Genomic DNA, 24,587 nt, shown 5'->3' with positions numbered 1-24,587 from the left:
GCACGGTCCGTCGGCGCCCCGCGCCGGTCAAGCCGCCGCGCCGGGGCGCTCCGGCGGTGGGGACAACCGCCAGCCGGTGCCCGTCCACTGGACCAGGTCGGCCAGTTCCAGCGACGGCAGCACCTTGAGCACCTCCAGGACGTCGCACCCGGCGACGCTCGCCAGCCGCTCGGGGCTGACCCCGATGCGCACCGGGCAGGCGTCGAGCACCCGGGCAGCGATGTCCGAGAGGCCGTCCCGCGGGGATGTCGGCCGTTCCACGGGCGGCGCCAGGTCGGTGCCGATGCCCCCGACCGCCTCGATGACCTGCGCCGCCGAGGTGACCAGGACCGCCCCCGCCTCCTGGTCGTGCAGCAGCTCGTGGCACCCCACCGAGAGGGCCGAGGTGACCGGACCCGGAACCACCATCAGCGGCCGGTCGAGCCGCCGGGCACGTTGGGCGGTCGCGTGCGCGCCGGATCGGGCCGCCGCCTCGACGACCACCGTGCCCCGGGTGAGCCCGGCGATCAGGCGGTTCCGCACGAGGAACCGGTGCCGCAGCGGCGCGCAGCCGGGCGGCCACTCGCTCACCAGCAGACCGGACTCGGCGATCCTGGCGAAGAGCGCGCCGTGCGCGGCGGGGTAGACCCGGTCGACGCCGCAGGCCAGCACCGCGATGGTCGGCGCCTCGGCGGCGAGGGCGCCGCGGTGGGCGGCGGCGTCGATGCCGTAGGCCCCGCCCGAGACCACCGTCCAGCCCCGTTCGCCCAGCTGGTGACCGAGTTCGGCGGCGACGTGCTCGCCGTAGGCCGAGGAGGCCCGGGAGCCGACGACCGCCACCGAGCGGTCGGTCACCGCGTCCAGCCGGGCCGGGCCGCGGACCCACAGCGCCAGCGGCGGAACCGGCGCCCGAGTGCGGTCGGACTGGTCCCGGTGGTGGAGCGGTTCCCCCGCCACCGCGACGGTCAGCGCATGCAGCGGCCAGGCCGGCCACTCGTCGTCCTCGGGGACCACGAGCCGCGCCTGGCACCGTCCGGCGCGCCGCAGGTCGGCCAGGGTGGCGTCCTCGTGCGCCCGTGCGCCGACCAGCGACCGGATCCGCTCCGGGGCGGCGCCGGCCCTCAGCCGCCGCACGGCGTCCACCGGACCCACGTCCTCGACGTAGCGCCAGAGGTCGATCGTGCCCGGCTCGACCGCCCGGCTCAGCCAGGCCCGCGCACGGCGCACGCCCGGGTGCACCTCTCCGGGCCGGGGTGCTGAGCCGGCCGCCTCCTCGAGGTCCTCGTCCAGGTTCACGCCGCGCTCCGCTGCAGTCGCATGCCCAGGGCCTCGGCCACCTCGTCGGGTCCCGGCACCGTCCGCCCGGCCAGGTCGGCCAGCGTCCAGGCGACACGGACGACCCGGTCGAACCCCCGGACCGACAGCGACCCGCGCTCCAGGGCCCGCTCGGCCAGCCGCAGCGACGCCCGCGGGACCGCGAACCGCTCGCGCAGCATCCGCCCGGGCACCTGGCTGTTCAGCCCGAGGCCCGTGCCGGCCAGCCGCTCCTCGGCCGCCAGCCGCGCCCGGCGGACCCGCTCGGCGACGACCGCCGTCGACTCCGGTGCACCCAGCCCGTCGAGCCAGGCGGCCCGGGTGACCGGCGGCAGCTCCACCCGCAGGTCGACGCGATCCAGCAGCGGACCGGACAGCCGCGACTGGTAGCGCCGCCGCTCCAGCGGGCTGCAGGTGCAGGCGGTGTCGCCGGCGGCGCTCGCACACGGGCACGGGTTGGCCGCCAGGACCAGTTGCGCCCGGCAGGGGAAGGTGGCCGAGCCGGCGGCCCGGTGGATGGTCACCTGCCCGCGCTCCAGCGGCTGGCGCAGCGTGTCGAGGACCGCCCGCGGGAACTCCGGCGCCTCGTCCACGAACAGCACGCCGCGGTGTGCCCGGCACAGGGCGCCCGGGCGGATCTGCCCCGAGCCGCCGCCGATCAAGGCGGCCATCGTCGCCGAGTGGTGCGGGGCCTCGAAGGTGGGCCGGGTGACCAGCGGGGCGTCCGGCGGGAGGGTGCCGGCGATCGAGTGGGTGGCCGTCACCTCGAGCGCCGCCTGCTCGTCGAGCTCGGGCAGCAGGCCGGGCAGCCGTTCGGCGAGCATCGTCTTCCCGGCACCCGGCGGCCCGCCGAGGAAGAGGTGGTGTCCACCGGCGGCGGCGACCTCCACCGCGCGCCGGCCCGCGGCCTGGCCGACGACGTCGCCGAGGTCGGGCACGGGCGGCTGGACGGGCGACGGGCCGCGCTCGTGCGGCCGCAGGACCGTCTCCCCGCGCAGGTGCCCGACCAGCTGCGCGAGGCCCTCCACCGCCAGCACCTCGATCCGCTCGACCAGGGCCGCCTCGGCGGCGTTCGCGGCCGGTACGACCACCTGGCGGTGGCCCGCCTGCGCGGCGGCGAGCACGGCGGGCAGCACGCCGCGGATCGCCCGCACCGACCCGTCGAGCCCGAGCTCGCCCAGCAGCACCAGCCGGTCGACCGCGCGGCGGCGCACCGCGCCGGCGGCCGCGAGGACCGCCGCGGCCAGGGCCAGGTCGAAGCCGCTGCCCTGCTTCGGCATCGACGCCGGGGAGAGCCCGATGGTGATCCGCCGGGCCGGGAACTCCCCGCCGGCGTTGACCACCGCAGCCCGCACCCGGTCCACCGACTGCCGCACCACGGCGTCGGGCAGGCCGACCAGGACCACCCCGGGCAGCCCCGCCGCGATGTCGACCTCCACCTCGACCATCGCCCCCTGCACCCCGGCGAGGCCGACCGACCAGGTGCGCGCCAGCGTCACGGGAACGCCGCCCGCAGGTGCGTCACCAGGGCCGGACGCCGCGGGCGCACGAGGACGCCCACGACGTCGAACCGGATCTCGGGCGCGTGCTCGTCGTGCGCGGCAAGCCACCGCTGCGCCAGTACGCGCAGCCGCCGCTGCTTGGCCGGCGTCACCGCCTCGACGGGATGGCCGTAGCCGGTGCCTCTCCGCGTCTTCACCTCGCAGAAGACCAGGGCGTCCCGGTCACGGGCGACGACGTCGAGCTCGCCCTCCCGGCAGCGCCAGTTGCGGTCGAGGACGCACAACCCGGCGTCGGTCAGGTAGGCGACGGCGATCTCCTCGCCGCGGGCACCGAGATCAGGAGGAGGCACTCCCCGACCGTGCCGCGCTGCCGCGACCGGGCCCAGCGCCGGCGCTCATCTGTGGACGGCGCCGGGGCCTGTGGACGAGCTACGGCAGGCGCGGGCCGTCCGGCAGCTCGAGGTCCGGCTTGTCGAGCTCCTCCACGTTGACGTCCTTGAACGTCAGCACCCGCACGTTCCGCACGAAGCGAGCGGGCCGGTACATGTCCCACACCCAGGCGTCGGAGAGCTTCAGCTCGAAGTAGATCTCCCCCCCGGCCTCCCGGACCTGCAGGTCGACGGAGTTGGCCAGGTAGAACCGGCGCTCGGTCTCCACCACGTAGGTGAACTGCCGGACGATGTCCCGGTACTCGCGATAGAGCTGGAGCTCCATCTCGGTCTCGTACTTCTCGAGGTCTTCGGTGCTCATCGACGCTGCTCCGCGGGGGAACCGGACGGCCGCGGCGACCCTCGATGGTCCTCGGTGCTCGGAAGGGCTCGGGACGCAGGACGCATGACCCCATCATCGACCATGACGCCCGAACCGGTGCGGTGGGCCGTCCGGGCGGCGTGCGCGTCGCGCGCCCGGGCCACGTTCACGTACCGCATGCGGTGCTCCGGGCAGGGGCCGTGCCGCTCCAGCGCCGCGGTGTGCACGTCGGTGATGTAGCCCTTGTGGCCGGCGAAGTCGTACTCCGGCCAGCGCTCGTGCAGGTCCAGCATGATCCGGTCCCGGGTCACCTTCGCCAGCACGGAGGCGGCGGCGACGCAGGCGGCCACCCGGTCGCCCTTCCACACCGCCAGCCCGGGCCGGGCGAGCCCGGGGACCGGGAAGCCGTCGGTGAGCACGTAGTCGGGGCCGGGTTCGAGCATCGAGACGGCGCGGCGCAGCGCCTCGACGTTGGTCACGTGCATGCCCCGCGCGTCGAGGTCCTCGACCGGCAGGACGACGACCGACCACGCCACCGCGCGGCCGACGACCTCCTCGTAGACCCGCTCGCGGGTCGCGGCGCTGAGCAGCTTGGAGTCGGCGAGGCCGGGCACCCGCCCGCGTCGTCCGGACGGCAGGACGCACGCGGCGGCGACCAGCGGCCCCGCACAGGCGCCCCGGCCGGCCTCGTCGGCGCCGGCGATCGCCTCGAAGCCGCGCCGGCGCAGCACGCGCTCCATGTCCCAGAGCGCGTCGGGCCGGTCGTCGGCGACCGTGCGCCGGGCACGGACGGCCGGCGCCGAGCTGGAGTGGGTGGGACGAGCAGCCATCGCGGCACGACAGTACGACCACGCCGCGACACCGCGACCGACCCCCGGACGCACCGTGGGCCGGCCCCCACGAGGGGCCGGCCCGCAGGCGCCGCGGAGCAGCGGTGGATCAGATGTCGGCGGTCACGTCCGGCCCGGTGGCCTGCAGCGCGTGCGCGCCGCAGGTGCAGCCCGGAGTGCGCGACGAGAGCACGAGGGAGACGGCGTGCGCCCGATCGCGGGCACCGAGCTTGCGCAGGATGGCCTTGATGTGCGACTTCACGGTGTCCTCGCTGATGAACAGGTTCCGACCGATCTGCCGGTTCGACTGCCCCTGCAGGAGCTCGTCGAGCACGTCCTGCTCGCGCCGGGTCAGCGGCACCTCGGGGGTGAACGGCTTGGTCGCGGGCACGGCCGCCGGCTCGACGCGGCGGATCTGCGGGTCGACGACGACGCGGCCGGCGCGGGCGGCCAGGATCGCCCAGCCGAGCAGCGTCGGCGACGTGTTGACCATCAGGTACCCGCGGATGCCGGCGGCCAGGGCCTCGTTGACCACAGCGGGGTCCTCGGAGGTCGCCAGAGCGATGATCGCCACGCGGGGGAACCGCCGCCGCAGGTCGCGGCAGGCCGCCAGGGTCGCGGCGCGGCCGGGGCCGAGCTCGACCACGACGGCGTCGGGGCGGGCGGTGTCGGCCAGTGTGAGCGCGCGGCGCAGTTCGCCGGGGGTGCCCACCGACTGCATGCCGGCGGTCTCGTTGATCATGCTCACCAGCCCCCGGCGCAGGACGGGCGCGTCGGCGAGGAGGAGCACGCGGGTGACTCCGCGGGCCGTGCTCGCCAGGGGTGCAGACACAAGGAACTCCGTTTCACTTCCGGGAACGTGCAATGTCCCCATCGGAAGGGTGAAACGGTTGCTTGAATGCTTTTCCGACATTTACTGCGGCGATTACCCGCACTCATCGCCCGTTCCCGATGAGTCACACGGGTAACAGCACGACCATTACCGCGCGGCGCGTGCACCCCTGGTCCGGCGTCGGCGCCACGCCGTCACCGGCGCCGCTCCCGCCAGGCCCACCCCGTACGGCAGGACGGCGACGGCGCCCACCGGGCTCGCCCCGTCGCCGGCCGGCACCCCGGGAACCACCGCCGACGCCTCGGTGCCCTGGATGTCGGGTGAGTCCAGCAGGCCGAACCGGCTCAGCGGCCAGACGATGACCGCCGCCTTGCCGATGACGTCGTCGACGGCGATGGTGCCCGCGTACTTGTCCCCCACGTGCGACCGCGAGTCCGCCGACGCCGATCGGTGGTCGCCCATGACCCACAGCCGCCCGTCGGGCACGGTCACCGGGCCGAACGCGCGGCTCTCGAGTGGGCTGTCCTCGAAGATGTAGGGCTCCTCGAGCGGTTCGCCGTCCACGGTGACGCGACCCTCGGTGTCGCAGCACTGCACCGTCTGGCCCCCGGTGGCGACCACTCGCTTGACGAAGTCGTCCTCGCTCGGCGGGGCGACCCCGATCGCGCGCCCCAGCCACAGCAGCGCCCCGGTGAACCAGTTGTCCGGCTCGTCGACCGAGATCTCCGGTGTCCAGGTGTCCGGCCCCCGGAAGACCACGATGTCGCCGGGCTCGGGCTCGCCGAACCAGTAGGGGATCTTGTTGACCAGCACGCGGTCACCGGTGCAGCCGGTGCAGCCGTGCAGCGTCTGCTCCATCGACCCGGACGGGATGAAGAAGGCCTGCACGAAGAAGGTCTTGACGACCAGCGCCAGCACGAAGGCGATCAGCAGCAGGACGGGCAGCTCGCGCAGCAGGGAGCCCTTCTTCGCCTCCTCGCGGCGGCTGTGCCGGCTGTGGCGGGCGGCCGGCGGCCGGCCGGTTCCGCCCGCGGGCGTCTCGTCGGGGCCGTCCGGTTCCCCCGGAACGACATCGGCGGGCCCCCCGGGCCGGTCGCTGCTCATCGGAGCCAGCGTACGGCGCGGGGACCCGCCGAGATCCAGCCGGTCGGGCCGAGGTCAGGCGTGTCCGCGTGGGGAGGTCAGCGCGAGACGGTTTCGCGCTTCTCCTTGATCTTGGCAGCCTTGCCGCGCAGCTCGCGGAGGTAGTACAGCTTGGCGCGGCGCACGTCACCGCGGGTGATGACCTCGATCTTCTCGACGACCGGGGTGTGCACCGGGAAGGTGCGCTCCACGCCGACGCCGAAGCTCACCTTGCGCACGGTGAAGGTCTCGCGGATGCCACCACCCTGACGGCGGATGACGACGCCCTGGAAGACCTGGATGCGGGAGCGGTTGCCCTCGATGACGCGGACGTGCACCTTGACGGTGTCACCCGGGCGGAACGAGGGGATGTCGTCGCGCAGCGAGTCGGCGTCGAGTGCGTCCAGGGTGTTCATCTCGGCAGTCCTCAGTCTCAGATGGCTCGTTCTCGGTTCGGACAGCGGAACGCCCCGGCTGTCCGTTCCGGGGTGCTGCGGCTCCGGTGCGGAGCTCCCGACAGCCCGGCCGTCGGTCAGCAGCGACTCTCTACTGTGCCACATCCTCAGGCGACGACGCGCGGGGACCCCGTCCACGGGCTGCCGGACAGCTCGGCGAGCAGGGCCGGCAGGTCGGCCGGCACGAGGTCCACGGCGCCCGCGGCGAGCTCCTCCGGTGACCACCACCGGTGCGGCTCGTCGGCCAGCAGCTCCAGCTCGGTGAGCGCCCCGGGCACCACCTCGTGGACGACGTCCCGGAGCACGAAGTAGGTCTCGCGGGTGTCGTAGACCCGGCCACCGAACGGGCCGACGTGGCGGCGCAGCCAGACCGGCCCCTCCAGCGCGGCCGGGTCGACGTGCAACCCGATCTCCTCGGCGAGCTCGCGCACGGCGGCCTCGCGCAGCGTCTCGCCGGCCTCCACGCCCCCGCCGGGGGTGTACCAGAACAGCACCTCGCCGGGCGGCATGGCGGGATCGGGGAGACGGGCACACATCAACAGCACCCGGCCGGCAGGCTGGAGGACGACGACGCGCGCCGTCGTCCGGACGATCGCTCGCCCACCCACCCGACGCTCACTCACCGGCCAGCGCCGCCCGTTCGGCGTCCGTGAGCGCGTCGTCCGGCAGCGCGGCCAGCAGGTCGGGACGGCGGTCCGCGGTGCGGCGCAGCGACTCCGCCCGCCGCCAGCGGGCGATGCCCGCGTGGTCGCCGGAGAGCAGGACGTCAGGCACCTCGTGCCCCCGCCAGCTCGCCGGCCGGGTGTAGGACGGGCCCTCCAGCAGGCCGTCGGCGTGCGAGTCGAACTCGGCGGACTCCCGGTTGCCCAGCACGCCGGGGATGAGCCGGGTGACCGCCTCGGTCATCACCAGCACCGCGGACTCCCCGCCGGCGAGCACGTAGTCACCGATCGACACCTCGGAGACCGGGCCGGCGTCGGCCGCCCAGTCGGCGACCCGCTGGTCGATGCCCTCGTAGCGTCCGCAGGCGAAGACCAGCCCGGGTTCGGTGGCCCACTCCGCAGCCATGGCGTGGGTGAAGGACCGGCCGGCGGGGGTCGGCACGACGAGCCGGGTGCCGGGCGGGCGGACGGCGTCCAGCGCCCTCCCCCACGGCTCGGGCTTCATGACCATGCCGGGGCCGCCGCCGTAGGGCGCGTCGTCCACGGTGCGGTGCACGTCGTCGGTCCACTGCCGCAGGTCGTGCACGCCGACGCTCACCAGGCCGCGCTCGACGGCCTTGCCGAGCAGCGACTGGCGCAGCGGCGCGAGGTACTCGGGGAAGATCGTGACCACGTCGATGCGGAACGCCGGACTCACAGGTCGAGCAGCCCCTCGGGCGGGTCCACCACCAGGAAGCCGCCGGCGACGTCCACGGTGGGCACGATCGCCGAGACGAACGGGATCAGCGCCTCCCCGCCCTCGGCGCGCCGCACGACGAGCAGGTCCTGCGCCTCGTGCCGGACCGCCGTGATCTCGCCGAGGACCGACTCGTCGGGCAGCCGGGCGGTCAGTCCGACGAGCTGGTGGTCGTAGTACGAGTCGGGCTCCTCGATCTCCGGCAGGTCCGCGATCGCGACGAGCAGGAGCGTGTTGCGCAGCTCGTCCACGGCTTCGCGGACGTCGTAGACCGCGCCCGAGGTGTCGGCGAGCTGCAGCAGCAGGGTGCCGCTGTGCCACCGCTTGTCGACGACGGTCAGCGGCCCGCGCTCCGGCGGGTCGGTGGCGAGCACCGCCCCGGGGGCGAAGCGGAGGTCGGGGTCGTCGGTGCGGACCTCGACGGTGACCAGACCACGGACACCGTGGGGCCGGCCGATGCGGCCGACCACCACGGTGTCGGTGGATTCGTTCGGTGTGCTCAAAGAGCTCGTGCTCAGCGCCCGTCGGTGTCGACGACGTCGACCCGCAGGCCCCGTCCGCCGACCCCGGTCATGACCTGGCGCAGCGCCTTGGCGGTGCGCCCGCCGCGGCCGATGACCTTGCCGAGGTCGTCGGGGTGGACCCGGATCTCGAGGGTCTTGCCGCGACGGTTGGTGAGCAGGTCGACGGTGACGTCGTCGGGGTTGTCGACGATGCCCTTGACCAGGTGCTCGAGCGCTTCTTCGAGCACGACTTACTCGGCCGGCGTCTCGGCCGGAGCAGCGTCGGCCGCGGGGGCCTCGGCGGCGTCGGCCTTGGGAGCGGCCTTCTTCTTCGGGGTGGTGGCGCCGGCGGCCGGCTCGTCCATGCCCGAGCGGACAGCGGCCTCGTAGAGAGCCTTCTTGTCCGGCTTGGGCTCGGCGACCTTCATGGGGGCCGGGGCCGGCTCACCCTTGAACTTCTGCCAGTCGCCGGTGACCCGGAAGATGGCGGCGACGGCCTCGGTCGGCTGCGCGCCGACGCCCAGCCAGTACTGCGCGCGCTCGCTGTCGACCTCGATGAAGGAGGGGTCCTCCTTCGGGTGGTACTTGCCGATCGTCTCGATCGAGCGCCCGTCGCGCTTGGTGCGGGCGTCGGCGACGACGATGCGGTAGTACGGCGCGCGCATCTTGCCCAGGCGCATGAGCTTGATCTTGGTGGCCACGGTGGGTGGTGTTCTCCTCGAACGCGTTTCGGTGCTCGCCGGAACGACGTGTGGGGTTACGCCGGGGCGGAGCCAGGGACACGGGCGGGAACGGTGAGAGGGCCGCCACCGCCGTGTTCGACCGTTCATTGTGCCAGAAGGCGCGCCGGCGCCGCCCAGCCCCGTCCGGAGGCTCGCGCCGAGCGTGCGAGGCGGCAGGAGGACGGGGTCCTCCTGCTACTTCCCGACGGCCGCGAGGATGCGGGCTGCAGCTCCGTCGACCGGGATCTCCTCGCGCTCACCGGTCCTGCGGTCGCGCAGCTCCAGGACGCCCTCGGCCAGGCCGCGGCCGACGGTGACGATCGTCGGCATGCCGAGCAGCTCTGCGTCCTTGAACTTCACGCCCGGGGAGACCTTCGGGCGGTCGTCGTAGAGCACGGTGAGCCCGGCGGCTACCAGCTCCTGCGCCAGCGTCCCGGCGGCCTCGAAGATCGCGGGGTCCTTGCCGGTGCCGACGACGTGCACGTCGGCCGGGGCGACCTCGCGGGGCCAGACCAGGCCCAGCTCGTCGTGGGTGGACTCGGCGATCGCGGCGACCGCGCGGGAGACGCCGATCCCGTAGGAGCCCATCGTGACGGTGACCAGCTTGCCGTTCTCGTCGAGCACCTGGAGGCCCAGGGCGGCTGCGTACTTGCGGCCCAGCTGGAAGATGTGACCCATCTCCACGCCGCGGGCGAGCTCCAGCGGCCCGGAGCCGTCGGGCGCCGGGTCGCCGGCGAGCACCTCGGCGGCCTCGATGACGCCGTCCCAGGTGAAGTCCCGGCCGGCGACGAGGTCGAACACGTGCTTGCCCGGCTGGTTGGCGCCGGTGATCCAGCGGGTTCCGGACACCACGCGGGGGTCGACCAGGTACCGGATCCCCGACTCGCTGTCCGCGCCGAGCACCTGCGGGCCGATGTAGCCCTTGACCAGTGCGGGGTGCTCGTCGAACTCGGTGAACGGCTCGACCTCGGCGGGGGCGACCTGCGCCTCCAGGCGCTTGGCGTCGACCTCGCGGTCGCCGGGGACGCCGATGACCAGGGGCTCGCGGGCGCCGTCGGGGTGGACCAGCGTGACGACGACGTTCTTCAGCGTCGACGCGGCGGTGTAGCCGGCGTCGGGGAACATCTGCTGCGCGACGGCGACCAGCGTCTCGATGGTCGGCGTGTCGGGGGTGTCCTCGACGTGCGCCTCGGGCAGACCGTCGAGCGGGACGTCCTCGGGAACGACGGTGGTGACCGCCTCGACGTTGGCCGCGTAGCCACCGGGTGAGCGGACGAAGGTGTCCTCGCCGATCGCCGTCGGGTGCAGGAACTCCTCGCTCTTCGAGCCGCCCATGGCCCCCGACATCGCCGAGACGATGGCGTACTCGAGGCCGAGCCGGTCGAAGATGCGGATGTAGGCATCGCGGTGCGCGGCGTAGCTGTTGTCCAGCCCGGCGTCGTCGACGTCGAAGGAGTAGCTGTCCTTCATGGTGAACTCGCGGCCGCGCAGCAGGCCGGCGCGGGGGCGTGCCTCGTCCCGGAACTTGGTCTGGATCTGGTAGAGCGACAGCGGCAGGTCCTTGTACGACGAGTACAGGTCCTTCACCAGGAGCGTGAACATCTCCTCGTGCGTGGGGCCGAGCAGGTGGTCGACGCCGCGGCGGTCCTTGAGCCGGAACAGGTTGTCGCCGTACTCGGTCCAGCGGCCGGTGGCCTCGTAGGGCTCCTTGGGCAGCAGCGAGGGGAAGTGCACCTCCTGCGCGCCCATCGCATCCATCTCCTCGCGGACGATGCGCTCGACGTTGCGGAACACGCGGAAGCCCAGCGGCAGCCAGCTGAACCCACCGGGAGCGGCCCGCCGGATGTAGCCGGCACGCACGAGCAGGCGGTGGCTCGGTACCTCGGCGTCGGCCGGGTCGTCCCGAAGGGTCCGCAGGAACAGGGAGGACATCCGCAACAGCACGGGAGAAGTCTCCCAGGCCCGGCGAGGTGATCTCACCGCCGGGCCCGGGATCCCGGCTCAGTCGTCGGGGCCGTGGCCGCCGCCGGTCCGGCCGTGGGAGTCGTCGCCGGGAGTGGGAGGGGGGGCAGGCTCTGCCGCGGGACGGCGGCGGTGCACTGGTCACGGTCGCCGGCGAGGGGCCGGGCCTGGACGTGACGGCGCTCGAACCGGGGCCTCGGGCCGGAGCTCGTCCGGATCGATCACCGAAGCGGGCGCGCCGTGGCTACGATCGGCCAGGTCAGAGGCGCGTCCACGACCCCGTCGCGGGGCCGACCCCGGAAGCGAGGCATCCGTGGGCCGAGACGGCAGCCGGCAGGGCGGCGCCGACCGACCGCTGCCCGCACGCCTCGACCCGCGCGCCGGCGGGCGGCCGCGTTCCCGTGCGCGTGCGGACTCCGCCGGGCCGCCACCGCTGGGCCGCCGCCGCCGCCTCGTGGTCGCGAGCCGGGTCGTCGCCGGGCTCCTCTCGGTGGTGCTGCTCGCCGGCTCGGGCTGGGGCTGGTACCTCGGCCAGGTCGCCGACGCGACGGTGAACCGGACCGACGCCATCCCCGCCGACGGCAACGAGGACAGCGGGGACGCCGGCGAGGCGATGAACCTGCTGCTGGTCGGGAACGACAGCCGCAGCAACCTGACCGACGAGCAGCTGGCGGAGTTCAACGCCGGCACCGACTCCGGGGTCAACACCGACACGATGATCCTGGTGCACGTGCCCGCCGACGGGTCCCGGGCATCGTTCGTCTCCTTCCCGCGCGACTCGTGGGTCGAGATCCCCGGCTACGGCTGGGACAAGCTCAACGCCGCGTACGCCTACGGCTACGCCGATGCCGGGAGCGCCGACCAGACCGAGCGCCAGGCCGCCGGGGCCCGGCTGCTGGTCCGGACCATCAGCCGGCTCACCGGGCTGGAGATCGACCACTACGCCGAGGTGGATCTGCTCGGCTTCTTCGAGCTCAGCTCGGTCGTGGGCGGCGTCGAGGTGAACCTGTGCACCGCGGTGGACGACCGCGAGTGGTCCGGGGCCTTCTTCCCGGCCGGACCGCAGACCATCAGCGGCGCGGACGCGCTGAAGTTCGTCCGCCAGCGGCACGGCCTGCCCGGGGGCGACTTCGACCGCATCGTCCGCCAGCAGGTCTTCATCGCCGGCGTCCTGCGCACGATGCTCTCCGAGGACGTGCTGCTCGATCTCGGCAAGCAGCGGGAGCTGGTCCAGGCCGCCGCGGAGTCGATCACCGTGGACGAGGACCTGGACCTGCTCCAGCTCGCCGAGCAGATGCAGTCGGTGACCACGAGCAGCATCGAGTTCCAGACCGTGCCGAACCTCGGGGTGGATCGGGAAGGCGACAAGTCGATCGTCCGGCTCGAGGAGGAGGAGACGCTGCGCCAGTTCTTCGCGGAGCTGTCGGCCGAACCCGAGGAGCCCGCATCCGAGGACGCCGCCCCGCCGGAGACCGTCGACCCCTCGGAGGTCTCCGTGGCCGTCTTCAACGGCTCCGGGGCCAGTGGGCTGGCCGCCCAGGCGGAGACCGAGCTCGACGCCGAGGGGTTCACCGTGGTCTCCACCGGCAACGCGGACTCCTCCGACTACCTGCAGACGGTGGTCCGGCACGCCGCGGGCGACGAGACCCTCGCCGCCACGGTCGCCGCCGCCGTCCCCGGCGCCGTCACCGAGGTCGTCGGCGACGCCACGCCGGGCACCGTGCAGCTCGTCCTGGGCGCGGATTTCAACGGCGTCGGGGAGGCCACCGACGTCCAGCCGCCGGCGGAAGCCGGTGCGGGCGAGGACGCCCGCACCGCCGCCGACACCGGCTGCATCAACTGACGTCTGCCGCTCCCGGCGGGCGGACGATCAGCCGACGAGGCGGCCGCGGAGGATCGTTCGCTGCGGTCGCTGCAACGAGTCGAGGTCGGCGCGCGGGTCGGTCTCGTAGACCACGACGTCGGCCCTCGCCCCCTCCTGGATGCCGCCCAGCCCCAGCCACTCCCGCGCCTGCCACGAGCCCGCCGCCAGCGCCGCCTCGGCCGGGATGCCCGCCTGGCACAGCGCCCGGATCTCGTCGGCGATGACACCGTGGTCGATGCCACCGCCGGCGTCGGTGCCGGCGAACACCGGGACGCCCGCCTCGTAGGCGGCCCGCACCACCGCACCGGAGTTCGCGTACAGCCGCCGCATCGTGCTGGCGTAGCTGGGGAACTTATTCTCCCCCGCCGCCGCGAACCCGGGGAAGTTCTCCACGTTCACCAGCGTCGGGACGACGGCGGTGCCGCGCCGGGCCATCTCGCCGATGAGCTCCTCGGTCAGCCCGGTGCCGTGCTCGATGCAGTCGATCCCGGCCTCGATCAGCGCCGGCAGCGCATCGGTGCCGAAGGTGTGCGCGGTGACCCGGGCGCTCTCCTCGTGCGCGGCCGTGATCGCCGCGGCGAGGACGTCGGCCGGCCACTCCGGCGCCAGGTCGCCGACGGACCGGTCGATCCAGTCGCCGACCAGCTTCACCCAGCCGTCGCCCCGGCGCGCCTGCAGCCGGATCTGCTCGACGAGCTCCTCGGGCTCGACCTCGACGCCCAGCCCCGGGAGATACCGGCGGGTGCGCGCGATGTGCCGCCCCGCCCGGATGATCGTCGGCAGGTCGGGGTCGTCGTCGAGGGCCCGGGTGTCGACCGGCGAGCCGCAGTCGCGCAGCGCCAGCACCCCGGCGTCCCGCTCCACGAGCGCCTGGGTGCGCGCGGCGGCGAGGTCCTCGACGTGGCCGCCGCCACGGGCGATGCCGACGTGGCAGTGGGCGTCGACCAGGCCGGGCAGCAGCCAGCCGCCCCGGCTCACCGTCTCCGCGCCCGGGACCGGCTCGAAGGTGAACCGCCCGTCGCGCACCCAGACGTCGTGGTGCTCCCCCTCGGGGAGCACCACACCGGACAGGTGCAGCGCTGCCCTCACCCGCCCCACCGATGCGGGGGCGGTCACCGGCCCGGCCGCTCGTCCTTGAACTGGTCGAAGTTGAGCTTGGTGAGGTCGGGCATGCCCTGGCCGGGGGGCAGCCCGGGCATCCCGCCCCCACCGAACGGGTTCGCCCCGCCGGGGAAGCCGGCGCCGGGCGGCAGCCCGGGGGCGCCCACGGGACGGCGGGCCGGGCCACCCTTCCCCTTGCCCTTCTTCCCCTTGCCCTTCTTCGACTGCGCCTGCATCTGCCGGCCGCGCGCCTTCTTCGACATCGGGCCCATGCCGGGCAGGCCCATGCTGCCGGCCATCTGGCCCATCATCTTCTGGGCCTGGGCGAACCGCTCCAGCAGGCCGTTGACCTCGGTGACCGTCACGCCCGAGCCGTTGGCGATGCGCACCCGGCGGGACGAGTTGATGATCTTCGAGTTGACCCGCTCCTCGGGCGTCATCGACTGGATGATCGCCGCCGTGCGGTCGAGGTCGCGGTCGTCGACCTGCTTGAGCTGTTCCTTCATCTGGCCCGCGCCCGGGAGCATGCCGAGCAGGTTGGCGATCGGCCCCATCTTGCGGATGGCCATCATCTGCTCGAGGAAGTCCTCGAGGGTGAAGCCCTCGCGGGAGGCGAGCTTGCCCGCCATCCGCTCGGCCTGCTCGGCGTCGAACGTCCGCTCGGCCTGCTCGATCAGCGTCAGCATGTCGCCCATGCCGAGGATGCGCGAGGCCATCCGCTCGGGGTGGAAGACGTCGAAGTCGCTGAGCTTCTCGCCGGTGGAGGCGAACATGATCGGCTGGCCGGTCACGTACCGCACCGACAGCGCGGCACCACCGCGGGCGTCACCGTCGAGCTTGGTCAGGACGACCCCGCTGAACCCGACGCCCTCCTGGAAGGCCTGGGCGGTGGTGACGGCGTCCTGGCCGATCATCGCGTCGACGACGAAGAGGGTCTCGTCGGGCGTGACGGCGTCGCGGATGTCGGCGGCCTGCTGCATCAGCTCGGCGTCGATGCCCAGCCGGCCGGCGGTGTCGACGACGACGACGTCGTGCATGGTGCGCCGGGCGTGCTCGATCGAGTCGCGGGCCACCTGCACCGGGTCGCCGACGCCGTTGCCCGGCTCCGGCGCGAAGACGTCGACCCCGGCCTGACCGGCCACGATCGACAGCTGGTTCACCGCGTTGGGGCGCTGCAGGTCGGCGGCCACGAGCAGCGGCGTGTGTCCCTGCGACTTCAGCCAGCGCCCCAGCTTGCCGGCGAGGGTGGTCTTACCGGCACCCTGCAGACCGGCCAGCATGATCACCGTGGGCGACTGCTTGGCCAGCCGGATACGGCGGGTCTCGCCGCCGAGGATCTGGATGAGCTCCTCGTTGACGATCTTGACGACCTGCTGCGCCGGGTTCAGCGCCTGCGAGACCTCCGCGCCCCGGGCGCGCTCCTTGACGGCGGCGATGAAGGCTCGCACCGCCGGCAGCGCGACGTCGGCCTCCAGCAGCGCGATGCGGATCTCGCGCGCGGTCGCGTCGATGTCGGCGTCGGAGAGCCGACCCTTGCCCCGGAGGCCGGTGAAGACCTTGTCGAGGCGGTCGGAAAGGGTCTCGAACACAGCACGTCCTCAGGAGTCACGGGCGCGGGCTCGCCGCACCACCTGATCCCCAGCGTATCGAGTGGCGAGGAAGGGGCGGTTCTCCCGGAGGGTCCCGCCGCGAGCCTGCGAGCGATGCAGGGTGGGAGTGCCCTTCCTCAGGCTGCGCGGCCGAGCCGGGCAACCGCGGGCACCACCGCGGCGTCCCCGGCGACCAGCGCGGCGCCGCAGTCGGCACAGGCCCACTCGGGGCACTCGCCGCCGTCCTCGGTGTGCCCGTCGACGCAGGGCGGCTGCACGAAGTCCCGGTCCTCCCCGCAGGCGGGGCAGGGCCACTGGCGGCTGTCCACGACGAACTCCTCTCGGTAGGTGGGACCGGTCCGTCCCGGTCCGCCCCGCGACGCTCGCACGCACCACTGACAGGACCGAGGACCTCAGGACGACGTGTCGGGGCCCACCGCCACCGCGGGCCCGCGCGTCGCCGCCACCAGCGCCGCATCCACCCGCTCCCGCTGTTGCGGGTCGACCGGCGAGCCGGACGGGTTGCACACGTAGAAGCAGTCGACCGCGTCACCACCGAGCGTCTCGATGCGGGCGGAGGTCACGTCCAGCCCCTCGCTCGCGATCGCCGCCGTGAGCCGGTAGAGCAGCCCGGCCCGGTCCCCGGCCCGCACCTCGACGATTCCGGTCGCTCGGCCGCTGACCTCGTGGTTGTGCCAGGAGATGCGCGGTGGCGCGGACCGCGCCTCCTCGCGGTAGTCGACCTCCCGCTGCCGCAGCCGCTCGGGGAGCGACAGCGTCCCCTCCAGCGCCGCCCGCACCCCGTCGGCGAGGATCTCCGGCACCGGCGCGCGGCCGAACCGCGGCCGCACCGCGAACACCCCGGTGCCGTATCCGTCGGCCACCGTCATCTTCGCCGCGCGCACGTCGAGCTGGTTGAGCGCCAGCACGCCGGCGCAGGTGCTGAGCAACCCCGGCTGGTCGGGGGCGCCGATGGTCACCTGCTGGCCGTCGGCCACCTCCTCGATCCCGACGGTCACCGACCGGGTGACGCCGGTGATGTCGGGGGCGGACGTGGTCACCTGCGCCGAGGTGGGGTGGAGCACTGGGTCGGGTTCGGCCAGCTGCGGGCCGCCCAGGGCGGCCTGCACCCGGGCGACCAGCGCCGCGACCAGGTGCGCCTTCCACGGCGACCACGCCGAGGCGCTGGTGGCGGCGCCGTCGGCCTGCGCCAGGGCGTGCAGCAGCTGCAGCACCGTGGCGTCGTGGCCGATGGTGGCCGCGACCCGCTCGATGGTCGCGGGGTCGTCGATGTCGCGCCGGGTCGCCGTCGCGGGCAGCAGCAGGTGGTGGCGCACCAGCGTGCCGAGCACGGCGACGTCGGGCTCGGAGAAGCCCATGCGGGCGCCGATCTCCGCGGCGATCGGTTCCCCGACCACGCTGTGGTCCCCCTGCCACCCCTTGCCGATGTCGTGCAGCAGGGCCGCGACCAGCAGGAGGTCGGGCCGGTCGACGTCACGGGTCAGCTCGCTGGCCGCGGCCGCGGCCTCGATCAGGTGGCGGTCGACCGTGTACCGGTGCCACGGGTGGCGCTGCGGCAGCGACCGGATCCGGTCCCACTCGGGCAGCAGCCGGGAGAGCAGGCCCTCCTGGTCCAGCTGCTCCAGCACCGGGACCGCCGACCGTCCGCTGGCCAGGATCCGCAGGAACGACCACCGCGCCTCCGGCGGCCACGGCTCGGGCAACGACGGGCTGTGCACCGCGAGCACCTTGAGGGTGTACGGGGAGAGCAGCAGGTCCGCGCGGGCCGCCGCGGCGGCGGCCCGCAGCACCAGCCCGGGGTCGGTGGCGGGGTGGGCGTCGCGGGCGAGCACCACCTCGTCGCCCTGCCGGACGACGCCCTCGGCCAGCGGCTCGCGGCGCACCCGGCGGTATCGCCCGCGCGGTCGGCGGACCAGCGCGGCCTCCACCCGGCGCCAGGTCTCGTCGGCGACGAAGCTCAGCCGCCGTCCCGCCAGGCTCACCTCACGCAGCAGGACGTCCTCGTCGGCCAGCCCCAGGGTCGCGGCGATCGCGCGCTGCTCCTGGCGCACGAGGACGTCCGACGCCCGCCCGGACCGGCGGCGCAGCTCGTCGCGCACGTCGAGCAGGAAGGCGTAGGCCTGCTCGACCTCGGCGGTGGGTTCGTCGGCGAGCTGCGCCGCGGCCGCTGCCCGGAGCACCTGGCCCTCGCGCAGCCCGCCGTATGCCTCCTTGAGGTCGGGCTCGAGCAGGAACGCCAGCTCCCCCAGCCGGCGGGCCCGCTCCCGGCGCAGGTCGCGCAGCTGCGGCATCAGCCGCGAGGCGTGCTGCCGCCAGCTGGCGAGCGTCGCCGTCCGCAGCCGGGCGGCCAGCTCCGCGTCCCCGGCCACCAGCCGGGCGTCGAGCAGACCGAGCCCGGCCTTGACGTCGGTGGAGGAGACGGTGACCGCCTCGGCCACCGACCGGACCGAGTGGTCGAGGCGCAGGCCGGCGTCCCAGACCGGGTACCAGAGGGCATCGGCGACGGCGGCGATCTCCGGCCGGTCCTCGTGCACCAGGACCAGGTCCAGGTCACCGTGCGGCGGGAGCTCCCGGCGGCCGAGGCTGCCGACGGCGACCAGCGCGAGGCCGTCGGTGCCCGTCCGGGGGGGTGGCCCACCACGCCGCGACCGGGGCGGCGGGGTTCCGGCGACGGCGTCGCCGAGCAGCCCGGTGAGCCACCCGTCCAGGGCCTCGACCCGCTCCGCGCGGCCGAGCCCCGGCAACGCCTCGGTGTCCAGCACGACTCCCCCTCGGTACGGCCCGGATGAAAGGCGTCGGCCGGGGTGGCGGGCGATCCCACCACCCCGGCCGACGGGTGCGCTACGCGCGAGTTGCCACATCAGCTCCGGTCAGAGCGCGTCGTCGCCGCGCTCGCCGGTGCGGACCCGGACGATCTCGTCGACCGAGGTCACCCAGACCTTGCCGTCGCCGATCTGGCCGGTGGAGGCGGACTCCACGACGGCGTCCACGACCCGGGCGGCGTCGAGCTCGCTGACGACCACCTCGATGCGGACCTTCGGCACGAAGTCCACCTGGTACTCCGCCCCGCGGTAGACCTCGGTGTGACCCCGCTGACGGCCGAAGCCCTGGACCTCGCTGACGGTGAGCCCGGCGATGCCGATCAGCTCGAGCGCGTTCTTGACGTCGTCGAGCTTGAACGGCTTGACGATCGCGGTGACCAGCTTCATGCCAGCGTCCTCTCGGTGTTGCGGGCCTCGGCACGCGCCTGGCCGGCCAGTGGGGCGGTGGAACCGCTGCCGCCGAGGGAGGCGAAGTCGTAGCCCGACTCGGCGTGCACGACGTTGTCGATGCCGGTGACCTCGTCGTCCTCGGTGAGGCGGAAGCCCATCGTCTTCTGGATGACGAGCCCGATGACCAGCGTAAGGACGAAGGAGAAGGCGAGGACGGCCACCGCCCCCACGACCTGGCGCCAGAGCTGGTCGACACTGCCGCCGTAGAGGAGGCTCTGGACACCGGCGGGGGCGTCGGGGTCGGCGAAGAAGCCGATGGCGATGGTGCCCCACAGGCCGCCGACCAGGTGGACGCCGACGACGTCGAGCGAGTCGTCGTAGCCCAGCTTGTACTTCAGGCCCACGGCCAGGGCGCAGAGCGCACCGGCGATCGCGCCGATGATGATGGCGCCGATCGGGGAGACCGCGGAGCAGGCCGGCGTGATCGCGACCAGGCCGGCGACGACACCGGAGGCGGCGCCCAGCGAGGTCGAATGACCGTCGCGGATCTTCTCCACCACGAGCCAGCCGAGCGTCGCCGCGCCGGTGGCCACCAGCGTGTTCACCCAGACCACCGAGGCGGTGTTGTCGGCGGCCAGCGCGGAGCCGGCGTTGAAGCCGAACCAGCCGAACCACAGCAGCCCGGCGCCGATCATGACCAGCGGCAGGTTGTGCGGGCGCATCGCCTCACGGCCGAAGCCGCGCCGCTTGCCCAGCACCAGGGCGAGCGCCAGGCCCGCCGCACCGGCGTTGATGTGCACGGCGGTGCCGCCGGCGAAGTCGATCGCGGCCAGGTCGTTGGCGATCCAGCCGCCGACCACGTCGTCGCCGTCGAAGGCGAAGACCCAGTGCGCCACCGGGAAGTAGACGACGGTCGCCCAGATGCCGGCGAAGACCATCCAGGCACCGAACTTCGCGCGATCGGCGATGGCACCGGAGATCAGCGCCACGGTGATGATGGCGAAGACGGACTGGAAGCCGACGAAGGCCATGGTCGGCAGCGCGGCGTCGGTGTCCTCCATGAGGCCGTTCAGCCCGAAGAACTCGAAGGGGCTGCCCAGGAGGCCGCCGCCGATGTCGTCCCCGAAGGCGATCGAGTAGCCCCAGAGCACCCACAGCACGCTGATCAGCGCCAGCGCCCCGAAGCTCATCATCATCATGTTCAAGACGCTCTTGGCGCGGACCATGCCGCCGTAGAACAGCGCGAGGCCTGGGGTCATCAGCAGCACGAGCGACGCACTGGTGAGGATCCAGGCGGTATTGCCGGTGTCGAGCACGGCAACCTCCTGTGTCGGGTCGTCGGCCGGGCGGCCGTATCGGTGGGGCGCCGCCCCGGGTGCGGGAGGGGCGATGCGGCGTTCACCGTGCCCGGCCGTTGTTTCCGGCGACGTCGGCATCGCGTTTCCGGGTCGTGAACTCCGCACCGCGTGTCCGACCCTTTCGTTGCAGGCGTGTTGCGGCGGCTCGGGACGGGGTGCCGATGACTCCGTCCGGACGTCGGCGGGTCGCTAGTTGCAAACGTTGTGCAATAAGGTCGACCCCGTGCACGTCCCCGATGGCTTCCTCGACGTCCCCACCTCCGTGGCCACCGGCGCGCTCGCCGCCGGGACGGTCGCGCTGGCCCTCCGCAGGACCCGCGCCGAGCTCGACGACCGCACCGCCCCGCTCGCCGGGCTCACCGCGGCTTTCGTCTTCGCGGGCCAGATGATCAACTTCCCCGTCGCCGCCGGCACCAGCGGCCACCTCATCGGCGCCGTGCTCACCGCTGTCCTGGTCGGCCCGTGGACGGCCGTGCTCTGCATGACCGCGGTTCTGCTCGTGCAGGCCGTGTTGTTCGCCGACGGCGGGCTGACCGCCCTGGGCACCAACGTCACGCTGATGGGCCTGCTCGCCGTGGTGGTCGGCTACGGCGTGTTCCGGGGGCTGGCGGCGGTGCTCCCCCGCACCCGCACCGGCGTGCTGGCCGCGTCCGGCGCGGCCGCCTTCCTCTCGGTACCCGCAGCCGCCCTGACGTTCGTCGGGCTGTTCGCCCTGGGCGGCACGGTCGACCTGCCGCTCGGCACCGTCGCGTCGGCGATGACCGGCGTGCACCTGCTCATCGGCATCGGCGAGGCCGCCATCACGGTGGCGGTGGTCGGTGCGGTGCTCGCCGTCCGGCCCGACCTCGTGCACGGGGCGCGCGGCCTGCGCACCGCCACCGTGCTGGAGGACCGCCGTCCGGCGGGCGCGGAGGTGGCCCGGTGAACCGCCGGGGTCGCAGCCTCTGGATCGCCGGGCTGGTCGCCGCCCTGGTCGTCGCGGGGATCGGCAGCTGGTACGCCAGCGCCTCCCCCGACGGCCTCGAGTGGGCCGCCGAGCAGTCCGGCTTCGCGCACACCGCCGAGGAGAGCGCCACGGCGGGCTCCCCGTTCGCCGACTACCTGGTCGACGGCGAGGAGAACCGGCTCTCGGCCGGCACCGCCGGGGTCGTGGGTGTCCTGCTCACCCTCGGCCTCGCCGGCGGCGTGACCTGGCTGCTCCGCCGCCGTGGCGCCGCCTCCGGCCGGAACTGACGTGGGAGCGGGCCACGGCGGCACCCTGACCGCCCGCTACCTGCCGGGCAGCACCCTCGTCCACCGCCTCCAGCCGCACGTCAAGCTCGTCGCGGTGCTGGCGTTCGCCGTCGTCGTGGTCGCCACCCCGGTCCACGCCCCGTGGGCCCCGGCCGCCTACGCCGGGTACCTGCTCGCCGTCCTGGGCGCCGCCGCGCTGGCGGGGGTGGGTCCCGGCCGGCTGCTGCGCGGGCTGGTCGTCGAGGTGCCGTTCGTGGCGTTCGCCGTCCTGATGCCGTTCGTCGCCCGCGGGCCCCGCGTCGAGGTTCTCGGGCTCTCCCTCTCCGGGACCGGCCTGGCGGCCGGTGGCGGGCTGCTGGCCAAGGCGACGCTGTCGGTCCTGGCCGCCACCGTGCTCGCCGCGACGACGGAGCCCCGGGCGCTGCTCCGCGGGCTGGAGCGGCTGCGGCTGCCGCAGGTGCTCGTCCAGATCCTGATGTTCATGATCCGCTACGCCGACGTCGTGGGCGGCGAGCTGCACCGGATGCGGGTGGCCCGGGAGTCCCGCGGCTTCACCGGCGGCGGGCTCCGCGGACTGCGGGTGCTCGGCGCCACCGCCGGCGCCCTGTTCGTCCGGTCCTACGAGCGGGGCGAGCGGGTGCACCTGGCGATGCTCAGCCGCGGCTACCGCGGTACCGTGCCGGCCGGACCGTCGGCCGCGGTCGCGCCCCGGGAGTGGGCGCTCGCGCTCGCCCTGCCCCTGGTGGCGGCCGCGGTGCTGCTGGCGGGGATGCTGCTGGGGTGACCGCACCTCCGCCGTCCCTGCTGGTCGAGGACCTCGCCTTCGCCTACCCCGACGGGCACCAGGCGCTGTTCGGCGTGGACCTGCGGGTGGAGCGCGGCGAGCGGGTCGCGCTGCTGGGCCCCAACGGCGCGGGCAAGACGACGCTGGTGCTGCACCTCAACGGCATCCTGCGGGCCGGCCGCGGGCAGGTGACCGTCGCCGGCCTGCCCGTGCAGAAGAAGACCCTCCAGGAGATCCGCCGCCGGGTCGGCGTGGTGTTCCAGGACCCCGACGACCAGCTCTTCATGCCGACCGTCGGCGAGGACGTGGCGTTCGGCCCGCGCAACCTCGGCCTGCCCGAGGAGGAGGTGGCCGCCCGCGTGGCCGCCGCGCTGGAGACGGTGCGCATGGCCGACACCACCGACCGCCCCCCGCACCACCTGTCCTTCGGGCAGCGCCGCCGGGTCGCCGTCGCCACGGTGCTGGCGATGCAGCCGGAGATCGTCGTCCTCGACGAGCCGTCCTCGAACCTGGACCCGGCCGGCCGCCGCGAGCTGGCCGAGGTGCTCGCCGACCTCCCGGTCACCCTGCTGATGGTCACCCACGACCTGCCCTACGCCGCCCAGCTGTGCGCCCGGTCGGTGATCCTCGACGGCGGCACCGTGGTGGCCGACGGCCCGACGGGCGAGCTGCTCACCGACGCGCCGCTGCTGGCCGCGCACCGGCTCGAGCTCCCGTACGGCTTCACGCCGGCCGGCTGAGCCGGCGGACGCGTCGCCTGCTCAGATCTCGCCGACGAGCCCCTCGGCGAACGCCCGCGGCTCGAAGGGCGCGAGGTCGTCGGGGCCCTCGCCGAGACCGATGAGCTTGACCGGGATCCCGAGCTCCTGCTGCACGCGGACGACGATGCCGCCCTTCGCGGTGCCGTCCAGCTTGGTCAGCACCACCCCGGTGACGGTCACGGCCTCGGTGAACACCCGCGCCTGGACGACGCCGTTCTGCCCGGTGGTGGCGTCGAGGACCAGCAGCACCTCGGTGACCGGCGCCTGCTTCTCCACGACCCGCTTGACCTTGCCCAGCTCGTCCATCAGCCCCGACTTGGTGTGCAGGCGCCCCGCGGTGTCCACCACGACGGTGTCCACCTCCGCCTCGACGCCGGTACGCACCGCCTCGAAGGCGACGGCTGCGGGGTCGCCGCCCTCCCGGCCGCGGACGGTGAGCACGCCCACGCGCTCGCCCCAGGTCTCCAGCTGGTCGGCGGCCGCGGCGCGGAAGGTGTCCGCGGCGCCGAGCAGGACGCTCCTGCCGTCACCGACGAGCACGCGGGCGAGCTTGCCGACGGTGGTGGTCTTGCCGGCGCCGTTCACCCCGACGACCAGCACCACACCCGGCCGCCCCTCGGAGCGGGCGGTGCCGAGGGAGCGGTCGAGGTCGGGACCCAGCACGGCCGTCAGCTCGCGCACCAGCAGCTCGCGCAGGTCCGCCCCCGAGGCGGTCGCCAGCACCATCGACTGGGTGCGCAGCCGTTCCACGATCTGGGTGGTGGCCGCCACGCCGACGTCGGCGGCGAGCAGGGTCTCCTCGATCTCCTCCCAGTCGTCCTCGGTCAGCTTCTCCCGGGCCAGGACGGTGAGCAGGCCGCGGCCCAGCGAGGACTGCGAGCGGGCCAGCCGGGAGCGCAGCCGCACCAGCCGGCCGGCCGAGGGCAGCGGCGTGTCGAAGACCAGGCCCGGCTCGGGCTCGGCCGGGGGCAACTCGACGGCCGGCGGCGCATCCGGGGAGACCGCGTCGGGCTGTGCGACGTCGGGCAGGCCCAGACCGGAGGCGGTGGCACCGGTCGGCCGCCGCTCATCGGCCGGCGGCGCCGGCGGCCGCGGCCGGGTGAGGGTCGTGCCGCTGACGGCGTCGTCGTCGAGGCGCGTGGTCCGCCGGCCGCGGCCGACGAGGAGGCTGACGCCGAGGATCAGTGCGACGACCAGGATCGCGATCGCGATCAGCACGAATTCCATGGGCCGAGTCTCCCAGCCCGCGCAGACGGCCTTCCAGCGGACACTGCGGCGGGATGCAGGTTCATGGG

At 74.2% G+C, this 24,587-nt stretch carries 26 protein-coding genes; 5 read left to right on the top strand and 21 right to left on the bottom strand.

Going from position 1 to position 24,587, the window contains the following annotated elements:
- Window positions 1-27 precede the first annotated feature (27 nt).
- From dprA to ACI791_RS10160, 14 genes are all read right to left on the bottom strand, one after another.
- Complete coding sequence (gene dprA / locus ACI791_RS10225; RefSeq protein WP_456585941.1) at window positions 28-1,275, bottom strand: DNA-processing protein DprA; 1,248 nt, start codon at window positions 1,273-1,275, stop codon at window positions 28-30.
- Window positions 1,272-2,792, bottom strand: coding sequence for a YifB family Mg chelatase-like AAA ATPase (locus ACI791_RS10220; RefSeq protein ID WP_456585940.1), 1,521 nt, complete (start codon window positions 2,790-2,792; stop codon window positions 1,272-1,274). The genes dprA and ACI791_RS10220 overlap by 4 nt, the downstream gene beginning before the upstream one ends.
- A complete protein-coding gene (locus ACI791_RS10215) occupies window positions 2,789-3,145 on the bottom strand; it encodes a YraN family protein (RefSeq protein WP_456585939.1) in 357 nt (118 codons plus the stop codon). Before ACI791_RS10215 ends, ACI791_RS10220 begins: the two co-directional genes overlap by 4 nt.
- Before the next feature lie 79 nt (window positions 3,146-3,224).
- Window positions 3,225-3,545, bottom strand: coding sequence for a DUF2469 domain-containing protein (locus ACI791_RS10210; protein ID WP_347057571.1), 321 nt, complete (start codon window positions 3,543-3,545; stop codon window positions 3,225-3,227).
- Window positions 3,542-4,375, bottom strand: a complete 834-nt coding sequence (locus ACI791_RS10205) for a ribonuclease HII (RefSeq protein ID WP_456585938.1) — start codon at window positions 4,373-4,375, stop codon at window positions 3,542-3,544. Before ACI791_RS10205 ends, ACI791_RS10210 begins: the two co-directional genes overlap by 4 nt.
- A gap of 109 nt (window positions 4,376-4,484) precedes the next feature.
- Window positions 4,485-5,207 (bottom strand): LuxR C-terminal-related transcriptional regulator, encoded by a 723-nt coding sequence (locus ACI791_RS10200; RefSeq protein WP_456585937.1) that lies wholly within the window; start codon window positions 5,205-5,207, stop codon window positions 4,485-4,487.
- 147 nt (window positions 5,208-5,354) lie between these two features.
- Complete coding sequence (lepB, locus tag ACI791_RS10195; RefSeq protein ID WP_456585936.1) at window positions 5,355-6,311, bottom strand: signal peptidase I; 957 nt, start codon at window positions 6,309-6,311, stop codon at window positions 5,355-5,357.
- A gap of 77 nt (window positions 6,312-6,388) precedes the next feature.
- A complete protein-coding gene (rplS, locus tag ACI791_RS10190) occupies window positions 6,389-6,745 on the bottom strand; it encodes a 50S ribosomal protein L19 (RefSeq protein ID WP_347057575.1) in 357 nt (118 codons plus the stop codon).
- 146 nt (window positions 6,746-6,891) lie between these two features.
- Window positions 6,892-7,392: an NUDIX hydrolase gene (locus ACI791_RS10185; RefSeq protein ID WP_456585935.1), complete on the bottom strand. Its 501-nt coding sequence runs from the start codon at window positions 7,390-7,392 to the stop codon at window positions 6,892-6,894.
- A gap of 7 nt (window positions 7,393-7,399) precedes the next feature.
- On the bottom strand, window positions 7,400-8,143 hold the full coding sequence (gene trmD / locus ACI791_RS10180) for a tRNA (guanosine(37)-N1)-methyltransferase TrmD (RefSeq protein ID WP_456585934.1): 744 nt from the start codon (window positions 8,141-8,143) through the stop codon (window positions 7,400-7,402).
- Window positions 8,140-8,685 carry a ribosome maturation factor RimM gene (rimM, locus tag ACI791_RS10175; protein ID WP_456585933.1) on the bottom strand — a complete coding sequence of 182 codons (546 nt, stop codon included), beginning with the start codon at window positions 8,683-8,685 and terminating at the stop codon, window positions 8,140-8,142. Before rimM ends, trmD begins: the two co-directional genes overlap by 4 nt.
- A gap of 11 nt (window positions 8,686-8,696) precedes the next feature.
- Complete coding sequence (locus ACI791_RS10170; protein ID WP_113799223.1) at window positions 8,697-8,933, bottom strand: RNA-binding protein; 237 nt, start codon at window positions 8,931-8,933, stop codon at window positions 8,697-8,699.
- Between the two features lie 3 nt (window positions 8,934-8,936).
- Entirely contained in the window at window positions 8,937-9,386 is a 450-nt protein-coding gene (gene rpsP / locus ACI791_RS10165) for a 30S ribosomal protein S16 (RefSeq protein WP_347057579.1), read from the bottom strand.
- A 216-nt stretch (window positions 9,387-9,602) separates the two neighbouring features.
- Window positions 9,603-11,351 carry a proline--tRNA ligase gene (locus ACI791_RS10160; RefSeq protein ID WP_456585932.1) on the bottom strand — a complete coding sequence of 583 codons (1,749 nt, stop codon included), beginning with the start codon at window positions 11,349-11,351 and terminating at the stop codon, window positions 9,603-9,605.
- Window positions 11,352-11,823: 472 nt separating this feature from the next.
- Here ACI791_RS10160 and ACI791_RS10155 point away from each other — a divergent pair, with 472 nt between their 5' ends.
- Window positions 11,824-13,212 carry an LCP family protein gene (locus ACI791_RS10155; RefSeq protein WP_456585931.1) on the top strand — a complete coding sequence of 463 codons (1,389 nt, stop codon included), beginning with the start codon at window positions 11,824-11,826 and terminating at the stop codon, window positions 13,210-13,212.
- Window positions 13,213-13,239: 27 nt separating this feature from the next.
- Here ACI791_RS10155 and ACI791_RS10150 read toward each other — a convergent pair whose 3' ends face one another.
- From ACI791_RS10150 to ACI791_RS10125, 6 genes are all read right to left on the bottom strand, one after another.
- Window positions 13,240-14,349, bottom strand: a complete 1,110-nt coding sequence (locus tag ACI791_RS10150; protein WP_456585930.1) for an amidohydrolase family protein — start codon at window positions 14,347-14,349, stop codon at window positions 13,240-13,242.
- Entirely contained in the window at window positions 14,346-15,923 is a 1,578-nt protein-coding gene (gene ffh, locus ACI791_RS10145) for a signal recognition particle protein (RefSeq protein WP_347057583.1), read from the bottom strand. Before ffh ends, ACI791_RS10150 begins: the two co-directional genes overlap by 4 nt.
- Before the next feature lie 137 nt (window positions 15,924-16,060).
- Entirely contained in the window at window positions 16,061-16,252 is a 192-nt protein-coding gene (locus tag ACI791_RS10140) for a hypothetical protein (protein WP_456585929.1), read from the bottom strand.
- 84 nt (window positions 16,253-16,336) lie between these two features.
- Window positions 16,337-18,706 (bottom strand): [protein-PII] uridylyltransferase, encoded by a 2,370-nt coding sequence (locus ACI791_RS10135; RefSeq protein WP_456585928.1) that lies wholly within the window; start codon window positions 18,704-18,706, stop codon window positions 16,337-16,339.
- Between the two features lie 108 nt (window positions 18,707-18,814).
- Window positions 18,815-19,153 carry a P-II family nitrogen regulator gene (locus ACI791_RS10130; protein ID WP_347057586.1) on the bottom strand — a complete coding sequence of 113 codons (339 nt, stop codon included), beginning with the start codon at window positions 19,151-19,153 and terminating at the stop codon, window positions 18,815-18,817.
- Window positions 19,150-20,472 carry an ammonium transporter gene (locus ACI791_RS10125; protein WP_456585927.1) on the bottom strand — a complete coding sequence of 441 codons (1,323 nt, stop codon included), beginning with the start codon at window positions 20,470-20,472 and terminating at the stop codon, window positions 19,150-19,152. Before ACI791_RS10125 ends, ACI791_RS10130 begins: the two co-directional genes overlap by 4 nt.
- Before the next feature lie 265 nt (window positions 20,473-20,737).
- Here ACI791_RS10125 and ACI791_RS10120 point away from each other — a divergent pair, with 265 nt between their 5' ends.
- The 4 genes from ACI791_RS10120 to ACI791_RS10105 are packed head-to-tail and all read left to right on the top strand — an operon-like array spanning window position 20,738 to window position 23,271.
- A complete protein-coding gene (locus ACI791_RS10120) occupies window positions 20,738-21,439 on the top strand; it encodes an energy-coupling factor ABC transporter permease (RefSeq protein ID WP_347057588.1) in 702 nt (233 codons plus the stop codon).
- Entirely contained in the window at window positions 21,436-21,747 is a 312-nt protein-coding gene (locus ACI791_RS10115; RefSeq protein ID WP_347057589.1) for a PDGLE domain-containing protein, read from the top strand. The genes ACI791_RS10120 and ACI791_RS10115 overlap by 4 nt, the downstream gene beginning before the upstream one ends.
- Window position 21,748: 1 nt before the next feature.
- Window positions 21,749-22,531 (top strand): cobalt ECF transporter T component CbiQ, encoded by a 783-nt coding sequence (gene cbiQ, locus ACI791_RS10110; protein WP_456585926.1) that lies wholly within the window; start codon window positions 21,749-21,751, stop codon window positions 22,529-22,531.
- Window positions 22,528-23,271 carry an energy-coupling factor ABC transporter ATP-binding protein gene (locus ACI791_RS10105; RefSeq protein WP_456585925.1) on the top strand — a complete coding sequence of 248 codons (744 nt, stop codon included), beginning with the start codon at window positions 22,528-22,530 and terminating at the stop codon, window positions 23,269-23,271. Before cbiQ ends, ACI791_RS10105 begins: the two co-directional genes overlap by 4 nt.
- A 21-nt stretch (window positions 23,272-23,292) precedes the next feature.
- On the opposite strand, the gene ftsY is transcribed toward ACI791_RS10105, so the two are convergent.
- Window positions 23,293-24,519 carry a signal recognition particle-docking protein FtsY gene (gene ftsY, locus ACI791_RS10100; RefSeq protein WP_456585924.1) on the bottom strand — a complete coding sequence of 409 codons (1,227 nt, stop codon included), beginning with the start codon at window positions 24,517-24,519 and terminating at the stop codon, window positions 23,293-23,295.
- Window positions 24,520-24,587: the final 68 nt, after the last annotated feature.

This window comes from Blastococcus sp. SYSU DS0973 (genome assembly GCF_054051055.1).
Note: the sequence above shows the minus strand (reverse complement) of the source record. Positions and strands in the feature narration are given on the sequence as shown.

Coding starts and splice junctions, on each gene's coding strand:
- ACI791_RS10210 (WP_347057571.1), bottom strand. CDS start 3,545: ATGAGCACCGAAGACCTCGAGAAGTACGAGACCGAGATGGAGCTCCAG.
- ACI791_RS10205 (WP_456585938.1), bottom strand. CDS start 4,375: ATGGCTGCTCGTCCCACCCACTCCAGCTCGGCGCCGGCCGTCCGTGCC.
- lepB (WP_456585936.1), bottom strand. CDS start 6,311: ATGAGCAGCGACCGGCCCGGGGGGCCCGCCGATGTCGTTCCGGGGGAA.
- rplS (WP_347057575.1), bottom strand. CDS start 6,745: ATGAACACCCTGGACGCACTCGACGCCGACTCGCTGCGCGACGACATC.
- ACI791_RS10130 (WP_347057586.1), bottom strand. CDS start 19,153: ATGAAGCTGGTCACCGCGATCGTCAAGCCGTTCAAGCTCGACGACGTC.
- ftsY (WP_456585924.1), bottom strand. CDS start 24,519: ATGGAATTCGTGCTGATCGCGATCGCGATCCTGGTCGTCGCACTGATC.